We start from the raw sequence: 18,354 nt of genomic DNA on the forward strand, positions 1-18,354 counted from the left end.
ATGAAACATCTCAAGGCAATCAATAACAAAGCGTTGAAGCTGGATCAGGCCGCGGACGAGAACCGCATCGAAGAGGTGGTGGCGATGAGCTCGGTCGCCGGCTGTGCCTCGACCACCGACCCAGGTTGGGAAATCGATGCGTTCGGCGGCGTGTCGTCGCTGTGCCAGCCGATGGAAGCCGACCTGTATGGCTGCTCCGACCCCTGCTGGTGGCCGGCCCAGGTGCCGGACATGATGAGCACCTACCCGGACTGGAACAAGGATGCCCAGGCGTCCAACGACAACTGGCGCAACCTCGGCACTGTCTTCCCGAAAGACAAGTGATCCATAAGAAGAAGGATTCCGGCATGCACAACTTCAAAGCCTGCGGCCTTGCCGCACTCGCGGTTCTGAGCGCCTGTTCGCTCCCGGTTCTGGCCGATGAAAACACCGCGCTGCAAGACGGTCACGAGTACATGTTGACCACCAATTATCCGAACAACCTCCACGTCATCGACCTGTCGACCGACAGCTTGTACAAGACCTGCAAGATGCCCGATGCCTTCGGCCCCGGCACCGTGCAGCTGTCGCCGGATCGCAAGACCGCGTACGTACTGAACAACCATTACGCCGACGTTTACGGTGTCGAGCTGGACAGCTGCAAGCAGGTATTCCACGCCAGCATCACCCAGCAGCCGGGCGAGAAGGCACGGTCGATGTTCGCTTTCACCGTCAGCCATGACGGCAAAGAGCTGTACACCATCGCCAACCCGACGCTGATGCTCAACGATCACTACGAGGTCAAGCAGCCGCGTCTGGACGTCTACGCCACCGACGCCGGAATGAACGCCAAACCGGTGCGCAGCTTCCCGGCGCCACGGCAGTTGACGATCATGCAAAGTGGCGATGACGGCACGCTGTATGTCGCTGGCGCCGATGTGTACAAGGTCGATGTGAAGAGCGGCAAGTTCGACGTGCTGATCCCCAGCCGCCACTGGAAACGCCCGAACTACAGCGCCCCGGACGTGCTCTACGTGTGGAACCAGCAGACCTATCGCCACGATTTCTCGCTGCTGTACACGGCAGCCAAGTTCAAGGACAAGAAACAGGATCCGGCCACCGCTGAATACCTGTACGGCTTGTTCAGCATCGACCTGAAAACCGGCAAGACCGAAACCACCGACTTCGGCCCGCTGACCGAAATCTACTTCAGCGGCATGCGCTCGCCGAAGGATCCAAACCTGATGTTCGGCGTGCTCAATCGTCTGGCCAAGTACGACATCAAGCAGAAAAAGCTGATTCAGGCGGCCACGCTTGACCATTCCTACTACTGCATTTCGTTCAACAAGGACGGCAGCAAGATCTACCTGGCCGGGACCTTCAACGACGTGGCGATCTTTGATGCCGAGACCATGAAACAGACCGGCAGCATCAAATTGCCGGGTGGGGATATGGCAATTACTACGGCGCAGATTTTCGTCCGTTGATTGGCGGCGTCAGGGATGACGCCATCGCGAGCAAGCTCGCTCTCACATGGGATTGGTGAACGCCATAAACCTATGTGGGAGCGAGCCTGCTCGCGATGAGGCCTTCAAAAACTCTGAATAGTCAGGCCCCGGGCACCGGGCAGCTCATGTCACCTTCCTCACACTTCAAGTACTGCTTGAGCGCTTCGGTTCGCGTCTTCGTCACCGAGGCGATGCAATTGTTGTAGATCAACGGATAAACACTCCCGCCTGCTACGCCGGATGCCGAAAACTTGCACTCGGCATCACGAAAGCCAATCCACGCCCGTTGCGCGCTCACCAGCAGTTTCTTGCCATCAGGGTTGTCCTTCAACCGGGCAGTGATCTGTTGATAAACCGCATTCAACTCCTTGTCCGCCGCCTTGTTCTCTTGTGCGGCGCACTGATTCATCGTCGCCTGATCGCTGGCATTGGTGCAGTCCACGGCGGCGTGGGCAATAGAAGTGAAAAGAAAGGGTGTCAGGGCCAGAAGCAGGCGTGGGGACATGAGTCATCTCGCTTTGATGAATGAACGTGCCGGGCAGTTTAGCGACTTCGCGGCGCCATCAGGGTTTGTGCTGCCTTGATGCGCTGAGCAACCGTTCGGCAGTCGCTGCAATTTCCTCTCCGTCATGCAGTTTTTCCAGCCAGCCGGACGGGATTCCCTGCACTCCATAATGAGCGCCGGCCAACTGGCCGACGATGGCAGCCGTGGTGTCTGCGTCATCCCCCAGATTCGCCGCTTGCAGGACTGCCGCGGCAAAGCTGTCGGTGTGCTGGAAGCACCATAACGCCGCTTCCAGGGATTCGACGCAGTAGCCACTGCCGCGAATGTCGCGTTCGTTCTTGTGCAGGTACTCGCCCCGGGCAATCGCCGCCACCTTGGGCTGGCTGAAGACTGTTTGCGGCAGAGTGCGCAGTTCCGCTTTCGATGCGCCTTCCAGAGCCTTGCCGAGTAATTCGGCAAACAGCTGGCAACATTCGATGGCCTCGGGCGCCGCGTGTGTGGTGCGTGAACTGTCGGCGGCAAATCGCCTGGTTTTCCGGGCATCGGGGAAATAAAACAGAACCACGGGCACCAGTCGCATCAACGAGCCATTGCCGGCACTGTGCGGGGCAGTAGAGCCGGCAAACGGCTCTCCGGTGTGTTGATAGCGATCCAGCGCCTGACTCACGGTCATGCCGATATCGAAACATTCGCCGGTCGAACTCAGATAACCCCATTGCCACCAGTTCAGATAGCGGCCCATCTGGTCGGCGGCATCGAAGTCGTTTTTGTTCAGCAGACTTTCCGCCAGGCACAACGCCATCGAGGTGTCGTCAGTCCATTGACCGGGCTTCAGGCGAAACGGCCCGCCACCGATCATGTCGGTCAGGGGCTGGAAGCTGCCGCGAGGCTGGAATTCGACGGTGGTTCCCACGGCATCGCCGCAGGCCAGGCCGAGCAGGGCGCCACGGTAACGTTCGGGGAGGGAGGGCAGCATGATGACGTCCTTGTGTCGTTCAATTCGCTGGGAACGTTATCAGTTTCACAGTGTTGATCCGTCCGCATTCTGACGAACCGTCACCCCCAAAATACTGCCGGATATTTCCATTAGCTCAGACAGTTGCACTGGATTGATACAACTTCGCATTGGACATGTGGTCATACAAGCCTACTGTTCAAAACAGGAGGTGACGTATGAAACCAGTACCCAACAGCTTTGAACGTAAAATCATGCTCCGCTCGCCGCGCTCCCATGTCTGGCGTGCGCTGGTCGATGCCGAGGCGTTTGGCCAGTGGTTTGGCGTGGCTCTGGAGGGCCGGCGGTTTATCGCCGGCGAATGGACCCAGGGGCAGGTCACGTACCCCGGTTATGAACATGTGCTCTGGAACGTGCTGGTGGAGCGGGTCGAGCCCCAGCAATTGTTTTCCTTCCGCTGGCACCCGTATGCGGTGAACCCGAAAATCGATTACTCCCAGGAACCGACCACGCTGGTCAAATTCGAACTGCAGGACTACGAGAACGGCACGCTGCTGAAGGTTTCCGAGTCAGGTTTCGCGCATATTCCCGATGTGCGTCAGAAAGAGGCCTACTATATGGACAGTCGTGGCTGGGAAGAGCAATTGAGCCGGCTCGAACACTTCCTCGCCGAAACCGACAGGGCACGCGAGCGTGAAGGTGGCTGATAACGAGTGGTTTGACCCGTGGTTGAAACGTTGGGCGCTGGTGCCCGACGGTGCTCCGATCATCACGCCGGGCAGCAAGCTGTTGCCGGTGCGTCAGGGCGACGTACCGGCGATGCTGAAGGTCGCGGTGGACGACGAGGAAAAGTACGGCAACTTGCTGATGACCTGGTGGGATGGCGATGGCGCCGCCCGGGTGCTCGCTCATCACGAGGACGGCCTGTTGCTGGAGCGGGCCATGGGCCGGCATTCGTTGATGCACATGGCGCTCAATGGCGAGGATGACGAGGCCACCCGGATCATGTGCCGGGCATTGGCGCGGCTGCATGCGCCGCGCCCTGCGAAGCCACCAACACTGGTGGAGCTGGCGCCGTGGTTTGCCTCGCTGCGAGTGGCCGCCGCCCGATACGGCGGCCAATATTCTGTTTGCCTGCAAATGGCTGAAACATTGCTCGCCGCGCCCCGGGACATCGTGGTTCTGCACGGCGACATGCACCACGACAACGTCCTCGATTTCGGCCCACGCGGCTGGCTGGCGATTGACCCGAAACGGGTGAGGGGCGAGCGTGGTTTTGACTATGCCAACCTGATCTGCAATCCGGAACTGCCGACAGCCGCCGACCCTGAACGTTTCCAACGGCAAGTCGATGTGATCTGTGAAACAGCGGGACTTGTGCGAAAACGCCTTCTGCAATGGGTACTGGCGTTTGCCGGACTGTCTGCCGCGTGGTTCATGGAGGATGACGAGCAAAAAGCCGCCGCCGGACAGCTGAAAGTCGCGGATCTGGCGGCTGTTACACTCAATGCCCGACACGTCTAAGGGTTTTCGGAAGGGGTGCTATGGCGAATGTCTTACACGCGCTGGTAGCTTTTTCGACTATTGCCGATTGGATCCACAGCGTAATCTAGCCTCATCAACTGAAGCACAGGGAGTGTTTCAGGATCATGGATGATCGACCATATGCAAGGATCGCTGCCGACAGGGAGTCGATAATGGTCTTGGGAAAAACCCGCTTCGGCGGGTTTTTTTTCGCCTGCAGAAAAGTGTCGCCCACAAACAGAAACACCGCCGGTCTGGCGGTGTTTCTGCATCTGCAGGTCTTACGAGGCGATCAACTGCCGCAACACGTAATGCAGGATTCCGCCGGACTTGAAGTACTCCACCTCGTTCAAGGTATCGATGCGGCACAGCACTTCGATCTTCTCCTGACGTCCGTCTTCCCGGGTGATCACCAACGTCAGGTTCATGCGTGGCGTCAGCTCGACACCGGTCAAACCCTGAATCTCCAGGGTTTCCTTGCCGGTGAGGTTCAGGCTCTTGCGGTTCTGATCGAGCTTGAACTGCAGCGGCAGCACGCCCATGCCCACCAGGTTGGAACGGTGGATGCGCTCGAAGCTTTCGGCGATCACCGCTTTCACCCCCAGCAGGTTGGTGCCCTTGGCCGCCCAGTCACGGCTGGAACCGGTGCCGTATTCTTGCCCGGCAATCACCACCAGTGGTGTGCCCGAGGCCTGATAACGCATGGCCGCGTCGTAGATCGCCAGTTTTTCGCCGCTCGGAATGTAGATCGTATTGCCGCCTTCTTCGCCACCGAGCATTTCATTGCGGATACGGATGTTGGCGAACGTGCCGCGCATCATCACTTCGTGGTTGCCCCGGCGCGAGCCGTAGGAGTTGAAGTCCCGTGGCTCCACACCTTTTTCCCGCAGATAACGCCCGGCCGGGCTGTCAGCCTTGATGTTGCCGGCGGGGGAGATGTGGTCGGTGGTCACCGAATCGCCCAGCAACGCCAGCACCCGCGCACCTTTCACGTCGGTGATCACCGGTAAAGGCCCGGCAATGTCATCGAAGAACGGCGGGTGCTGGATGTAGGTCGAGTCGTCCTGCCAGACATAGGTGGCAGCTTGCGGCACTTCGATGGCTTGCCACTGTTCGTCGCCGGCAAACACCTCGGCGTACTCCTTGTGGAACATCGCCGTGTTGACCTGATTCACCGCGTCGGCGATTTCCTTGCTGCTCGGCCAGATATCGCGCAGGTAGACCGGATTGCCTTGCTTGTCCTCGCCCAGCGGTTCGCTGCTGATGTCCGTGCGCACCGTGCCGGCCAGAGCGTAGGCGACAACCAGCGGTGGCGAGGCCAGCCAGTTGGTTTTCACCAGCGGATGCACCCGGCCTTCGAAGTTGCGGTTACCGGACAGCACCGACGCCACGGTCAGGTCGGCTTTCTGAATGGCTTTTTCGATCGGCTCCGGCAGCGGCCCGGAGTTGCCGATGCAAGTGGTGCAGCCATAGCCCACCAATGAAAAACCGAGTTGATCGAGGTACTGCGTCAGTCCGGCAGCCTTGTAATAGTCAGTGACGACTTTGGAGCCCGGTGCCAGCGAGCTTTTCACCCACGGTTTGCGGGTCAGGCCTTTCTCCACGGCTTTTTTCGCCAGCAGACCGGCAGCCATCATCACGCTCGGGTTGGAAGTGTTGGTGCAGGACGTGATCGCGGCAATCACCACTGCGCCGTTTTTCAGGCGATAGGTATGGCCGTCGTACTCGTAATCGGTTTCGCCGACCAGATCGGCATTGCCCACAGCGACACCGCCGCCGCCCTCGCTTTCCAGGCGTCCTTCTTCCTTGCTGGTGGGTTTGAATTGCAGGTCGAGGAAGTCGCTGAACGCTTGGCCGACATTCGGCAGCGAGACGCGATCCTGCGGGCGTTTCGGCCCGGCGAGGCTGGCTTCGACGCTGCCCATGTCCAGCGCCAGGCTATCGGTGAACACCGGTTCCTGACCGGGCAGGCGCCACAGTCCTTGGGCTTTGGTGTAGGCCTCGACCAGTTTCACCACTTCAGGCGGCCGACCGGACAGGCGCAGGTATTCCAGCGTCACGTCATCGACCGGGAAGAAGCCGCAGGTCGCGCCATATTCCGGGGCCATGTTGGCGATGGTCGCGCGGTCGGCCAGCGGCAGGTCGGCGAGGCCGTCACCGTAGAACTCGACGAATTTGCCGACCACGCCTTTCTTGCGCAGCATCTGGGTCACGGTCAGCACCAGGTCGGTGGCGGTGATGCCTTCCTTGAGCTTGCCGGTGAGTTTGAAGCCGATCACCTCGGGAATCAGCATCGACACTGGTTGCCCGAGCATCGCCGCTTCGGCTTCGATACCGCCGACACCCCAGCCGAGCACGCCGAGACCGTTGATCATTGTGGTGTGGGAATCAGTGCCGACCAGCGTGTCGGGGAAGGCATAGGTGCGGCCGTCTTCGTCCTTGGTCCACACCGTGCGCCCGAGGTATTCGAGGTTGACCTGGTGGCAGATCCCGGTGCCCGGCGGCACCACGCTGAAGTTGTCGAAGGCGCTCTGACCCCAGCGCAGGAAGGCGTAGCGTTCGCCGTTGCGCTGCATTTCGATGTCGACGTTCTGTTCGAATGCGCTGGCGCTGGCGAACTTGTCGACCATCACCGAGTGGTCGATCACCAGATCCACCGGAGACAGCGGGTTGATTCGCTGCGGATCGCCGCCGGCCTTGGCCATGGCGGCGCGCATCGCGGCCAGATCGACCACGGCGGGGACGCCGGTAAAGTCCTGCATCAGCACGCGGGCAGGGCGGTACTGGATTTCCCGGTCGGAGCGGCGCTCCTTGAGCCACGCGGCAATCGCCTTGAGGTCGGCGCCGGTGACAGTTTTTTCATCTTCCCAGCGCAGCAGGTTTTCCAGCAGGACTTTCAGCGACATGGGCAGCTTGTCGATATTGCCCAGGCTTTTGGCAGCATCCGGCAGGCTGAAGTAGTGGTAAGTCTTGTCGTCGACTTTCAGGGTTTTAAGAGATTTCAGACTATCAAGGGACGGCATTACGATCACTCCTTTGAATCCGCACGGCTACGGATTGAGGGGACGAATAGAGCTTAAAACTTAGCCCTGTTTTAGGTAGCTGGCTAATAACTGGACTCTATGGGCAAGTCCAAGGTTCCGACATCGGCTATCATGCGCCGGTTTTCGTGACAGGCTTTGCTTTGACGCAAGCCTGGACATCGCGCAGGGGATGAATGACCGCCCTCTGCCCAGGAGTAAGAATGAACACCCTATTCATGCATTGCCGGCCGGGCTTCGAAGGCGAAGTCTGCTCGGAGATTTCCGACCTCGCCGCCCAACTGAACGTGGCCGGCTACGCCAAGGCCAAACCGGCGACCGCTTGCGCCGAGTTCGTCTGCACCGAAGAAGACGGCGCCGAGCGCCTGATGCGTGGCCAGCGTTTCGCCGAGCTGATCTTCCCGCGCCAATGGGCTCGCGGGGTTTTCATCGATCTGCCGGAAACCGACCGCATCAGCGTGATCCTCGCGCACATGGCCGAATTCCCGGTGTGCGGCAGCTTGTGGCTGGAAGTCGTCGACACCAACGACGGCAAGGAACTGTCGAATTTCTGCAAGAAGTTCGAAGGCCCGCTGCGCAAGGCGCTGACCGGCGCCGGCAAACTGGTGGACGACGCCGGCAAGCCGCGCCTGCTGCTGACCTTCAAGAGCGGCCGTGAGGTGTTCCTCGGTCTGGCCGATGCCGGTAACTCGGCGATGTGGCCGATGGGCATTCCGCGTTTGAAGTTCCCGCGTGAGGCGCCAAGCCGTTCCACGTTGAAGCTGGAAGAAGCCTGGCACCACTTCATCCCCCGGGATCAGTGGGACGAGCGCCTGCACAGCGACATGACCGGTGTCGACCTCGGCGCGGCGCCGGGGGGCTGGACCTGGCAACTGGTCAATCGCGGCATGCTGGTGACCGCCATCGACAACGGGCCGATGGCCGAAAGCCTGATGGACACCGGTCTGGTGCAGCACTTGATGGCCGATGGTTTCACCTTCAAGCCCAAGCAGCCGGTGGACTGGATGGTCTGCGACATCGTCGAGAAACCGGCGCGCAATGCTGCGATGCTCGAAGAGTGGATCGGCGAGGGGCATTGCCGGGAAGCGGTGGTCAACCTCAAGTTGCCGATGAAGCAGCGTTACGCCGAAGTGAAGCGTCTGCTCGAACGCATCGCCGATGGTTTCAAGGCCCGCGGGATCAAGGTCGACATCGGCTGCAAGCAGCTGTATCACGACCGCGAGGAAGTGACTTGCCATTTGCGCCGCCATGACGTGAAGAAAGCCAAAGCCCGCTGAGCGCGCGACAGGTGACCGAACACCCGGCATTGGGCGACAATGCCGGCCAGTTTCAGGAGTGAATCATGAGTGAAATGATCGATACGCCGGTCGACGGCACCCTCGACGCCACGGGCCTCAACTGCCCGGAGCCGGTGATGATGCTGCACCAGCACATCCGTGACCTGGTGCCCGGCGGCCTGCTCAAGGTGATCGCCACCGACCCGTCGACCCGCCGCGACATCCCCAAGTTCTGCGTGTTTCTCGACCATGAACTGGTGGGGCAGCACGAAGAGGCCGGGACCTATCTGTACTGGATTCGCAAGAAGTCCGGTTGATCGGAAGGCAAAAAAAAGACCTGCATGTGCAGGTCTTTTTTTATGGCCGGTCAGCCCATCGAGCGGCTGATGCGAATGCGTTTGCGCGCACTGCGCGTCAGGCGGATCGACAGCATCAGCGCCGCACAGCTCAGGCCGACGATCAGGCCTTCCCACAAGCCGCTCGGGCCGCGTGGCTCGCCGAACCAGTCGGTCAGGCCGAGGGCGTAACCCACCGGCAGGCCGATGCCCCAGTAGGCGAACAGGGTCAGGATCATCGTCACCCGCGTGTCCTGATAACCACGCAGGGCACCGGCGGCGGTCACCTGGATCGCGTCGGAGAACTGGAACAGCGCCGAGTACACGATCAGCATCGCGGCGATGTGAATCACCATCGGATCCGAGGTGTAGATCGCTGCAATGTGCTCGCGCATCAGCAACATCATGCTCGCCGACAGGCAGGCGTAGGCCAGCGCGGTCCCCATGCCGACACCTGCCGCAAAACGCGCTTCGCGGGGTTCTTCACGGCCCAGAGCCTGGCCGACACGCACAGTCACGGCCATCCCCAGCGAGTACGGAATCATGAACACCAGCGAGCTGACGTTCAGCGCGATCTGGTGTCCGGCCACCACTGTGGCGCCGAGGCTGCCGATCAGCAGCGCGATCACCGCGAAAATGCTCGACTCGGCAAACACCGCGATGCCAATCGGCAGACCGATGGCCAGCAAGCGCTTGATCACCGCCCATTGCGGCCAGTCGAAACGGCTGAACAGTTCGCTCGACTTGTAGGCCGGCGCCCAGCGTTCGTAACCGGCCAGGCCCAGCGCCATGACCCACATCACGATTGCCGTGGCCCAGCCGCAACCGACGCCGCCCATGGCCGGCACGCCGAAGTGGCCGTAAATGAACACGTAGTTGAGCGGAATGTTCAGCGCCAGACCACAGAGGCCCAGCACCATCGCCGGCCGGGTGCGGCCGAGGCCGTCACTGGTGCAGCGCAGCACATGGTAGAACGCCACCGCCGGCAGTCCGCTGGCGATACCGTGCAGGTACTGCATGCACGGGCCGATCAGTTCCGGATCGACTTTCATCATGTGCAGGATCGGTTCTGCACTGAACAACAAGCCGGTCGCCATCAGTCCGACCACCAGCGCCAGCCACAAGGCCTGACGCACGATCGGGCCGATCTCGCTGTGGGTGCCGGCGCCGAAGCGCTGGGCGACTTTCGGCGTGGTGGCCAGCAGGGTGCCGGTCATCAGCAGAAACACCGGTACCCAGATCGAGTTGCCCAGCGCCACGGCCGCCAGATCCTTTGGCCCGACGCGCCCGGCCATCACCGCATCGACGAAGCCCATGGCGGTGGTTGCCAGCTGCGCGATCATGATCGGCAGGGCCAGGCCGAGCAGATTTTTCAGCTCCAGGCGAACCCGGGCAGGGCGGTTGAGGGAAGCGGCGGCAGGGCGTTCGGTTACGGAATTCACAGGCAAAGCGTCCACAGGGGTTGATGCGCAAGGCCGGGCATTCTACGCCGCTGACGTTATGGTCAGGAAAAATCCTCTGTTGCGGATTTGTAATCAACAGCCTGCTGGCTCATCGCAGTCCCAGCGCCTACACTGCCGGTCCGCCCAAGGAGCCCCGCCATGTTGATTGTTGCCGACGAAAATATCCCGCTGCTCGATGCCTTTTTTGCCGGTTTCGGCGAGATCCGCCGGGTGCCGGGCCGTTCCATTGACCGGGCCACGGTCGAGCAGGCCGACGTGCTTCTGGTGCGCTCGGTGACCAACGTCAACCGCGCGTTGCTCGAGGGCAGCCAGGTGCGGTTTGTCGGCACCTGCACCATCGGCACCGATCATCTGGATCTCGAATACTTCAACGAGGCCGGCATCACCTGGTCCAGCGCGCCGGGCTGCAATGCCCGTGGTGTGGTGGATTATGTGCTGGGCAGCCTGATGACCCTGGCTGAAATCGAAGGCGTCGATTTGAATGAACGCACCTACGGCGTGATCGGCGCCGGTGAGGTTGGCGGTCGCTTGATCAAGGTACTCAAGGGGCTGGGCTGGAACGTGAAAGTCTGCGATCCGCCGCGTCAGGCGGCCGAGGGCGGCGACTATGTCAGCCTGGAGCAGATCATCCAGCAGTGCGATGTGATCAGTCTGCACACGCCGCTGACCCGCAGTGGTGAAGGCGCGACCTGGCACTTGTTCGACGAGCAACGTTTGCAGCAGCTCAAGCCCGGCGCCTGGCTGATCAACGCCGCTCGTGGCCCGGTGGTGGATAACGCCGCGTTGCGCGAAGTGCTGCTGGAGCGTGAAGACCTGCAGGCGGTGCTCGATGTGTGGGAAGCCGAGCCTGAAGTCGATGTCGCCTTGGCCGAGCTCTGTGTGCTGGCGACCCCGCATATTGCCGGTTACAGCCTCGATGGCAAACAACGCGGCACGGCGCAGATCTATCAGGCTTACTGCGATTTCATCGGCCAGCCGGCCAGCATTCAGCTTGGCGATCTGTTGCCGGCACCGTGGTTGTCGGAAGTTTCTCTGCATGCCGACAGCGATCCAGCCTGGGCTCTGGCGATGTTGTGCCGTGGCGTGTACGACCCGCGCCGGGACGATGCGGATTTCCGCCGCACCCTGTTGGGTAGCGTTGGCGAGCAACGTGCGGCGTTCGATGTGTTGCGCAAACAGTATCCGGTGCGGCGCGAGATCGAAGGGCTGAAGGTGCGGATTGACGGTGATTCGCCGGCCCTGCGTCAGATCGTGACGGCGCTGGGCGCCGTGGCCGTATAAACCGCGGGCAGAAAAAACCCGGCCTGCAAGGGCCGGGTCAGGAAGACGGTGGCTACATCACTTTTGTTCGGCAGGCTTGACCAATCGCTTCTCCAGTTCGCGGCAAGCGTTCTGGATCATGTCTTCAGTGATTGGCACTTCACGCCCATCCTTATCGATAATCGAGCAACCCAGAGGTTGGCCGGGCTTGGTGCGGATCACTTGAATCTTGTCGTCGCTGCTGTGTTGCAAGGACATGGCCTGTCTCCTCATCAGGTTGTGTAAGCACAATAAAACCGTCAGGTGACCAGGCTGTGACAACTCCCTTCGATCTTTCCGGAACGGTATCTTCACTCAAGCAGAATTGACCGTTCGTCTCAACCCGGGCATTAGACCGATAGCATCTAGGGGGTAGTCTGGCCGGTCATAATTAACCTGACTCATTGTGATTTGCAGAGTTCCACCCCATTGAGTGTCCAGGCTGGCCCTATTAATCAGCACACGACGTGAACCTGAATGATCCCGATGCTCTCCTCGCGCCACCGCCGGGCCCTGCGCCTGACCAGTCATTTTCTCGCTCCTTATCGCTGGCAGGCCTTCGGTGCGCTGCTCGCGCTGATCGTCACGGCCGGCATCACCTTGTCGATGGGGCAGGGCATCAAGTTGCTGGTCGATCAGGGTTTCATGACCCAGTCGCCGCACCTGCTCAACCAGTCCATTGGCCTGTTCATGCTGTTGGTGCTGGGGCTCGCGGTCGGCACTTTTGCCCGGTTTTACCTGGTGTCATGGATCGGCGAGCGGGTGGTGGCCGACATCCGTCGGCAGGTGTTCAACCATCTGGTGTATCTGCATCCCGGGTTCTACGAAGACAATCGCAGTTCGGAAATCCAGTCGCGCCTGACCGCTGACACGACGTTGCTGCAATCGGTGATCGGTTCGTCGCTGTCGCTGTTCCTGCGTAATCTGCTGATGGTCATTGGCGGCGTCGTGCTGCTGTTCATCACCAATGCCAAGCTCACCAGTATCGTGGTGATCGCGCTGCCGCTGGTGATTGCGCCGATCCTGATTTTCGGGCGACGCGTGCGTAATCTTTCGCGATTGAGCCAGGACCGGATCGCCGACATTGGCAGCTATGTTTCGGAAACCCTTGGCCAGATCAAGACCGTTCAGGCCTACAACCATCAGGTGCAGGACGAACAGCGCTTCGCCGGCACCGTCGAGCAGGCGTTCGAAACCGCACGCAAACGGATTTTCCAGCGGGCCTGGCTGATCACGCTGGTGATCGTGCTGGTGCTCGGTGCCGTCGCGGTGATGTTGTGGGTCGGCGGGATGGACGTGATTGCCGGGCGGATTTCTGCCGGTGAACTGGCGGCGTTCGTGTTCTACAGCCTGATTGTCGGCAGTGCGTTTGGCACGTTGAGCGAAGTGATCGGCGAACTGCAGCGCGCAGCGGGCGCCGCCGAGCGCATTGCCGAATTGCTGCGTTCGGAGAACATCATCCAGCCGCCGGAAGCCGGGCTGGTAACCTTGCCGGAGCGGATCAAAGGCGAGCTGGCGTTGCAGGACGTGCGTTTTTCCTACCCTTCGCGTCCCGAAAGCTTTGCCGTTGACGGCTTGAGTCTGACGGTCAACGCGGGCGAAACCCTCGCGCTGGTTGGGCCATCCGGTGCGGGCAAGTCCACGGTGTATGACTTGCTGCTGCGCTTCTACGATCCGCGAGAGGGGCAAATCCTGATCGATGGCGTGCCGCTGACGAGTCTTGATCCGCTGGATTTGCGCCGCTGTTTTGCACTGGTTTCGCAGACTCCGGCGCTGTTCTTCGGCAGTGTCGAAGAAAACATTCGCTACGGTTGCCCGACCGCCACCCTGGAGCAGGTGCAGGAAGCCGCGAAAATCGCCCACGCCCACGACTTCATCGAACAAATGCCCGACGGCTACCAGACCCATCTGGGCGACGGTGGCCTCGGCCTGTCAGGCGGCCAACGCCAACGTCTGGCCATTGCCCGGGCATTGTTGGTCGACGCGCCGATCCTGCTGCTCGACGAAGCCACCAGCGCCCTCGACGCACAGAGCGAACACCTGATCCAGCAAGCCCTGCCCAGCCTGATGCAAAACCGCACCACCCTGGTGATCGCCCACCGCCTGGCCACGGTGAAAAACGCCGACCGGATTGCGGTGATGGACCAGGGCAAGCTGGTGGCGATCGGCACGCATCAGGAACTGATTGCGAGCAATCCGCTATATGCGCGGTTGGCGGCGTTGCAGTTCAGTGATGGGCATCTGGCTTCGACCGACCCAGTAACCGACTAAGTAACCGACCCAGTAGAGCGCCATAAAAAATGCCCGCATCTTTCGATGCGGGCATTTTTGTTTACGTCAATCTTTACAGGATCACTGATCGTCAAAGTACCGCTCATGCCAGTCCACCAGCGGTTGCGGCGAGTTGAGTTTCTGGCCGTAGATCACCGAGTAGGACAGCACGTTCTGCACGTACTGGCGGGTTTCGTCGAACGGGATGCTTTCGACCCACACGTCAAAGCTCAGGTGGTCGGCACCGCGCAGCCACTGGCGCACGCGGCCCGGGCCGGCGTTGTAGGCGGCGGAGGCGAGCACGCGGTTGCCGTTGAACTGGCTGTGCACCTGGCTCAGGTAGGCGGCGCCGAGTTGAATGTTCTTGTCCGGATCGAGCACCTGCTGCGGCGAGGCCAGCGGAATGCTGAATTTGCGCGCGGTTTCCTTGGCGGTGCCGGGCATCAGTTGCATCAGGCCGCTGGCGCCGACGCCGGAGCGGGCGTCGTCCATGAAGGCGCTTTCCTGACGGGTGATGGCGAACACCCAGCTCGAGTGCAGGCCACGAACCTTGGCTTCACGCACGAGGGTGTCGCGGTGGGCCATCGGGAAGCGGATGTCCAGGTCGTCCCAGTATTGCGCCTGGCTGATGGTGCGGATTGCCGGGAAATACCATTTCAGGTCGTAGGCCAGTTTGGCCTGGGCGACCATCTCGTCGCGGTTGAAGTGACGGCTGACGTGGTACCACTCGCGGCGGCCGTCGACGATCTGCCCGCGGGCGTGGAATTCCAGCGCGCGGCGCACGCCGGGGGTGTTGCGCACCTTGTTGATAGTGGCCTGGCTGAGTACCAGCGGTTTGTTGACCAGCGAATAGGGTAGCTGCGAGCGATCGGCGGCCAGGAAACCGTAGAAATCCCGCTCCCGTGCGAGGCTCTTGTACAGCGTCTGTGCTTCCGGGTTCTGCGGTTGCGCCAGTTCCAGGCTGCGGGCCTGCCAGTAGCGCCAGCGGTTGGTGGTGGCCAGATCCTGCGGCAGGCGACGGGTCAACTGATAGGCGTCGTCCCAGCGCGCCAGGCGCAGCAGAAGGCGCAGTCGCCATTCGGAAACCGTGTTGTCGCGCAGTTCCGGGTCATATTTGGTCATCACGTCCAGCGCACGGCTGTCGAAGCGACGGGCCAGGGTCAGGCCAATTTCCCGGGCGATGGCGACTTTTTCATCCCGCGAGAAATGCATGCTGCTGGCGTAGCCATCGAGCAGATCCATGGCCTTGTCCGGATCCTGGCGGGCCAGACGGCGCAGGCCGAGGCTGACGATGTCCGACATCGGTTCGTCGGCCGGGGTGAAGCGCGATGGCTGGTTGAGCAGTTCCGGTTTCTGCGCCACATCCACCAGCAGACGCCCGCGTGGGGACAGCGTGGTCAGGCCGTTGACCAGGCTGTTGGCCAGTGGATAGTTACGCGCCTGGGCGGCGAGTTTGGTGCGCTCCCAGCGTTTTTGCTCGGTCAACTGGCCATCGGCGGCCCAGATCCCGAACAGCGCGTCACACGCGGCGGGTTGCGATTTGCCGGTCAGCCACAGTTTGTCGGCATTGGCGTAACCCTCGGCCTTGTGGCCGCTGCTGATCTGGTACTGCGCGTTCAGGCAGTCCAGTTCGGTGAAGTTGAGCTTCGGATCGTAATACTTGACGAAAGTCGCCCAGTCTCCACGGTCGGCGAGCCAGCGCAACCAGCGCAGCTTCATCCAGTTGGCCTGGGGCAGGTCACCGTGTTCGGCGAGGAATTTCTCGATTTCCGCGTTGCTGGCCGTCTTCAGGCGGGCGGTCAGCTCGTCGTAGGCCAGGTACGGCTCCAGCGGATAATCGGCGAGGGCCTGGCTGTAACGGAAATACGGGCCGGTATCGCCCTTGGCCAGGGCGCGCTTGGCCTCATCGTAATACTGGCGCTGGGTGGACAGGTCCACCGCCTGGGCGGATTGAGCAGCAGCGGCGGTGAGTAGCAAACAGGACAAAACACTGAGAAGGCGACTGCGCATGAGACATCCGGGCAGAGAAATCATGACAAGTGCCAGCGTGGGCGGCACTGAATTGTCTGTAGCTTAGCCTTTTGCCAGCAGACGGCGAAAGCTTTGCGGGCCTTGCGGCACAAGTTCGCAACAAATGTTGTGCAGAGTACGTCAGCGGCGAAATTGCCGGCCTGTTCGGCCCTCGATTCAGGTAGAATGCGCGCCCGGTTTTTGGAGAAGCTCATGACCCTGCTCAAATTCAGCGATGTGTCCCTTGCATTCGGCGCGATGCCGTTGTTGGACAAGGTGTCCTGGCAGATCGCCCGTGGTGAGCGGGTGTGCATCATCGGCCGCAACGGCACTGGCAAGTCCAGCATGATGAAACTGGTCAAGGGCGACCAGAAGCCTGACGACGGCGCCGTGTGGCGTGCCCCCGGTCTGAAAATCGGCGAATTGCCGCAGGAATTGCCGGTGGCCGACGAGCGGACCGTGTTCGACGTGGTGGCCGAAGGCCTCGACGGCGTGGGTGCGCTGCTTGCCGAATACCATCACCTGAGCCAGAACATCGTCACCGACGCCGATCTGGAAAAATTGATGCACGTTCAGCACGACCTCGAAGCCCGTGACGGCTGGCGCTTGCAGACCCTGGTCGACAGCACCCTGAGCCGCCTGCAACTGCCGGCCGACAAGACCCTTGCCGAGTTGTCCGGCGGCTGGCGTCGTCGCGTGCTGCTGGCCCAGGCGCTGGTATCCGAGCCGGATCTGCTGCTGCTCGACGAACCGACCAACCACCTGGACATCGGTGCGATTGCCTGGCTCGAAGAAGCGTTGAAGGATTTCCAGGGCGCCGTGCTGTTCATCACGCACGACCGTTCCTTCCTGCAAAACCTGGCCACCCGCATCCTCGAACTGGATCGCGGCGGTCTGATCGACTGGAATGGCGACTACGCCAGTTTCCTGGTCCACAAAGAAGCCGAACTGGCCGCTGAAGAAACCGCCAATGCGCTGTTCGACAAGCGTCTGGCTCAGGAAGAAGTGTGGATTCGTCAGGGCATCAAGGCCCGTCGTACCCGTAACGAAGGCCGCGTGCGTGCGTTGAAGGCCCTGCGTGTCGAGCGCAGCGAACGTCGTGAGCGCACCGGCAAGGCCAACATCCAGCTGGAAACAGCGGAGAAGTCCGGCAAGCAGGTGATGGTGCTGGATAACGTGAGTTTCGCGCACCCGGGCGGTCCGTTCCTGATCCGCGATTTCTCCATGGTGCTGCAGCGCGGCGATCGTATCGGCCTGCTCGGCGCCAACGGTACCGGCAAGACCACCCTGCTGAAACTGATGCTCAGCGGTCTGCAACCGACCAGCGGCAAGGTGGAAGAGGGCACCAAGATCGACGTGGCCTATTTCGATCAGTTGCGCCATCAGCTGGATCTGGAAAAGACCGTGGTCGACAACGTTGCAGAAGGTCGCGATTTCATCGATATCAATGGCCAGAGCCGCCACGTGCTGAGCTACCTCGGCGACTTCCTGTTCAGCCCGCAGCGTGCCCGCACGCCGGTGAAGGCGCTGTCCGGCGGCGAGCGTGCGCGCCTGCTGCTGGCCAAACTGTTCAGCAAGCCAGCAAACCTGCTGGTGCTCGACGAACCGACCAACGACCTCGATGTGGAAACCCTCGAGCTGCTCGAAGAAGTGCTGCTGACCTTCAACGGCACCGTGCTGATGGTCAGCCACGACCGGGCATTCCTCGATAACGTGGTCACCAGTACCCTGGTCTTCGAAGGTGAGGGCAAGGTTCGCGAATACGTCGGCGGCTATCAGGACTGGATCCGTCAGGGCGGTTCGCCGCGTCTGTTGGGCGTGACTGAAAGCAAATCCGGCAAGGCCGACCTGAATTCGGCGGTGGTCACTGCCGAACCGGCCCCGGTCGCCGCACCGGTTGCTGCGGCCCCGGCTGCGAAGAAGAAACTGAGCTACAAGCTTCAGCGCGAGCTGGAAGCGTTGCCGGGCGACATCGACGCCAAAGAGCAGCAGATTGCTGCTGTCGAGGCTGAAATGGCTGAAGCCGGTTTCTACCAGCGTCCGCCGGCCGAGACGGCCAAAGTGATTGCAATGCTTGAGCAGTTGCAGGCTGAGCTGGATGCGCTGGTGGAGCGTTGGGCCGAGCTGGATGCCTGATTGTTTCCAGACATGAAAAAGCCCGGCGTCCAGTGATGGACGCCGGGCTTT

General features: G+C 61.2%; 15 protein-coding genes. 9 read left to right on the plus strand and 6 right to left on the minus strand.

The genetic code is table 11. The features are described 5' to 3' along the window. Both qhpC and peaD read left to right on the plus strand, forming a co-directional pair. Window positions 1-324 (plus strand): quinohemoprotein amine dehydrogenase subunit gamma, encoded by a 324-nt coding sequence (gene qhpC / locus ACKLNA_RS00090; RefSeq protein WP_008016081.1) that lies wholly within the window; start codon window positions 1-3, stop codon window positions 322-324. Window positions 325-347: 23 nt separating this feature from the next. Further along, entirely contained in the window at window positions 348-1,466 is a 1,119-nt protein-coding gene (gene peaD / locus ACKLNA_RS00095) for a quinohemoprotein amine dehydrogenase subunit beta (protein WP_408984469.1), read from the plus strand. 121 nt (window positions 1,467-1,587) lie between these two features. Here peaD and ACKLNA_RS00100 read toward each other — a convergent pair whose 3' ends face one another. Together ACKLNA_RS00100 and ACKLNA_RS00105 are read right to left on the minus strand one after the other, a co-directional pair. Then, window positions 1,588-1,992, minus strand: coding sequence for a lysozyme inhibitor LprI family protein (locus ACKLNA_RS00100; RefSeq protein ID WP_408984470.1), 405 nt, complete (start codon window positions 1,990-1,992; stop codon window positions 1,588-1,590). Between the two features lie 58 nt (window positions 1,993-2,050). Then, complete coding sequence (locus ACKLNA_RS00105; RefSeq protein ID WP_408984471.1) at window positions 2,051-2,968, minus strand: ADP-ribosylglycohydrolase family protein; 918 nt, start codon at window positions 2,966-2,968, stop codon at window positions 2,051-2,053. 197 nt (window positions 2,969-3,165) lie between these two features. On the opposite strand from ACKLNA_RS00105, the gene ACKLNA_RS00110 reads away from it, so the two are divergent. Together ACKLNA_RS00110 and ACKLNA_RS00115 are read left to right on the plus strand one after the other, a co-directional pair. Next, complete coding sequence (locus ACKLNA_RS00110) at window positions 3,166-3,654, plus strand: SRPBCC family protein (RefSeq protein ID WP_085713126.1); 489 nt, start codon at window positions 3,166-3,168, stop codon at window positions 3,652-3,654. Further along, complete coding sequence (locus tag ACKLNA_RS00115; RefSeq protein ID WP_408984472.1) at window positions 3,641-4,471, plus strand: aminoglycoside phosphotransferase family protein; 831 nt, start codon at window positions 3,641-3,643, stop codon at window positions 4,469-4,471. The genes ACKLNA_RS00110 and ACKLNA_RS00115 overlap by 14 nt, the downstream gene beginning before the upstream one ends. Before the next feature lie 281 nt (window positions 4,472-4,752). On the opposite strand, the gene acnA is transcribed toward ACKLNA_RS00115, so the two are convergent. Beyond that, the gene (gene acnA / locus ACKLNA_RS00120) at window positions 4,753-7,494 is read right to left on the minus strand and encodes an aconitate hydratase AcnA (protein WP_408984473.1); all 2,742 of its coding nucleotides are present in this window, start codon (window positions 7,492-7,494) and stop codon (window positions 4,753-4,755) included. Between the two features lie 221 nt (window positions 7,495-7,715). On the opposite strand from acnA, the gene rlmM reads away from it, so the two are divergent. After that, window positions 7,716-8,789, plus strand: a complete 1,074-nt coding sequence (rlmM, locus tag ACKLNA_RS00125) for a 23S rRNA (cytidine(2498)-2'-O)-methyltransferase RlmM (RefSeq protein WP_085713128.1) — start codon at window positions 7,716-7,718, stop codon at window positions 8,787-8,789. Window positions 8,790-8,854: 65 nt separating this feature from the next. Beyond that, window positions 8,855-9,106 (plus strand): sulfurtransferase TusA, encoded by a 252-nt coding sequence (gene tusA / locus ACKLNA_RS00130; protein WP_007953079.1) that lies wholly within the window; start codon window positions 8,855-8,857, stop codon window positions 9,104-9,106. A 50-nt stretch (window positions 9,107-9,156) separates the two neighbouring features. On the opposite strand, the gene ACKLNA_RS00135 is transcribed toward tusA, so the two are convergent. Then, complete coding sequence (locus tag ACKLNA_RS00135; protein ID WP_408984474.1) at window positions 9,157-10,566, minus strand: MATE family efflux transporter; 1,410 nt, start codon at window positions 10,564-10,566, stop codon at window positions 9,157-9,159. Window positions 10,567-10,725: 159 nt separating this feature from the next. On the opposite strand from ACKLNA_RS00135, the gene pdxB reads away from it, so the two are divergent. Then, entirely contained in the window at window positions 10,726-11,868 is a 1,143-nt protein-coding gene (gene pdxB, locus ACKLNA_RS00140; RefSeq protein ID WP_408984475.1) for a 4-phosphoerythronate dehydrogenase PdxB, read from the plus strand. Between the two features lie 57 nt (window positions 11,869-11,925). Here pdxB and ACKLNA_RS00145 read toward each other — a convergent pair whose 3' ends face one another. After that, window positions 11,926-12,105 (minus strand): PA1571 family protein, encoded by a 180-nt coding sequence (locus ACKLNA_RS00145; RefSeq protein WP_065260694.1) that lies wholly within the window; start codon window positions 12,103-12,105, stop codon window positions 11,926-11,928. Between the two features lie 258 nt (window positions 12,106-12,363). Between ACKLNA_RS00145 and ACKLNA_RS00150 the strand changes: the two genes are divergently transcribed. Next, window positions 12,364-14,157: an ABC transporter transmembrane domain-containing protein gene (locus ACKLNA_RS00150; RefSeq protein WP_408984476.1), complete on the plus strand. Its 1,794-nt coding sequence runs from the start codon at window positions 12,364-12,366 to the stop codon at window positions 14,155-14,157. 81 nt (window positions 14,158-14,238) lie between these two features. Here ACKLNA_RS00150 and ACKLNA_RS00155 read toward each other — a convergent pair whose 3' ends face one another. Then, on the minus strand, window positions 14,239-16,167 hold the full coding sequence (locus ACKLNA_RS00155) for a transglycosylase SLT domain-containing protein (protein ID WP_248741238.1): 1,929 nt from the start codon (window positions 16,165-16,167) through the stop codon (window positions 14,239-14,241). Window positions 16,168-16,380: 213 nt separating this feature from the next. On the opposite strand from ACKLNA_RS00155, the gene ACKLNA_RS00160 reads away from it, so the two are divergent. Continuing rightward, window positions 16,381-18,303 (plus strand): ATP-binding cassette domain-containing protein, encoded by a 1,923-nt coding sequence (locus ACKLNA_RS00160; RefSeq protein WP_119427000.1) that lies wholly within the window; start codon window positions 16,381-16,383, stop codon window positions 18,301-18,303. The last annotated feature ends 51 nt before the right edge of the window (window positions 18,304-18,354 follow it).

Origin of the sequence: Pseudomonas sp. UV AK001 (assembly GCF_046097675.1) — a bacterium.
Taxonomy (GTDB): domain Bacteria; phylum Pseudomonadota; class Gammaproteobacteria; order Pseudomonadales; family Pseudomonadaceae; genus Aquipseudomonas; species Aquipseudomonas kribbensis.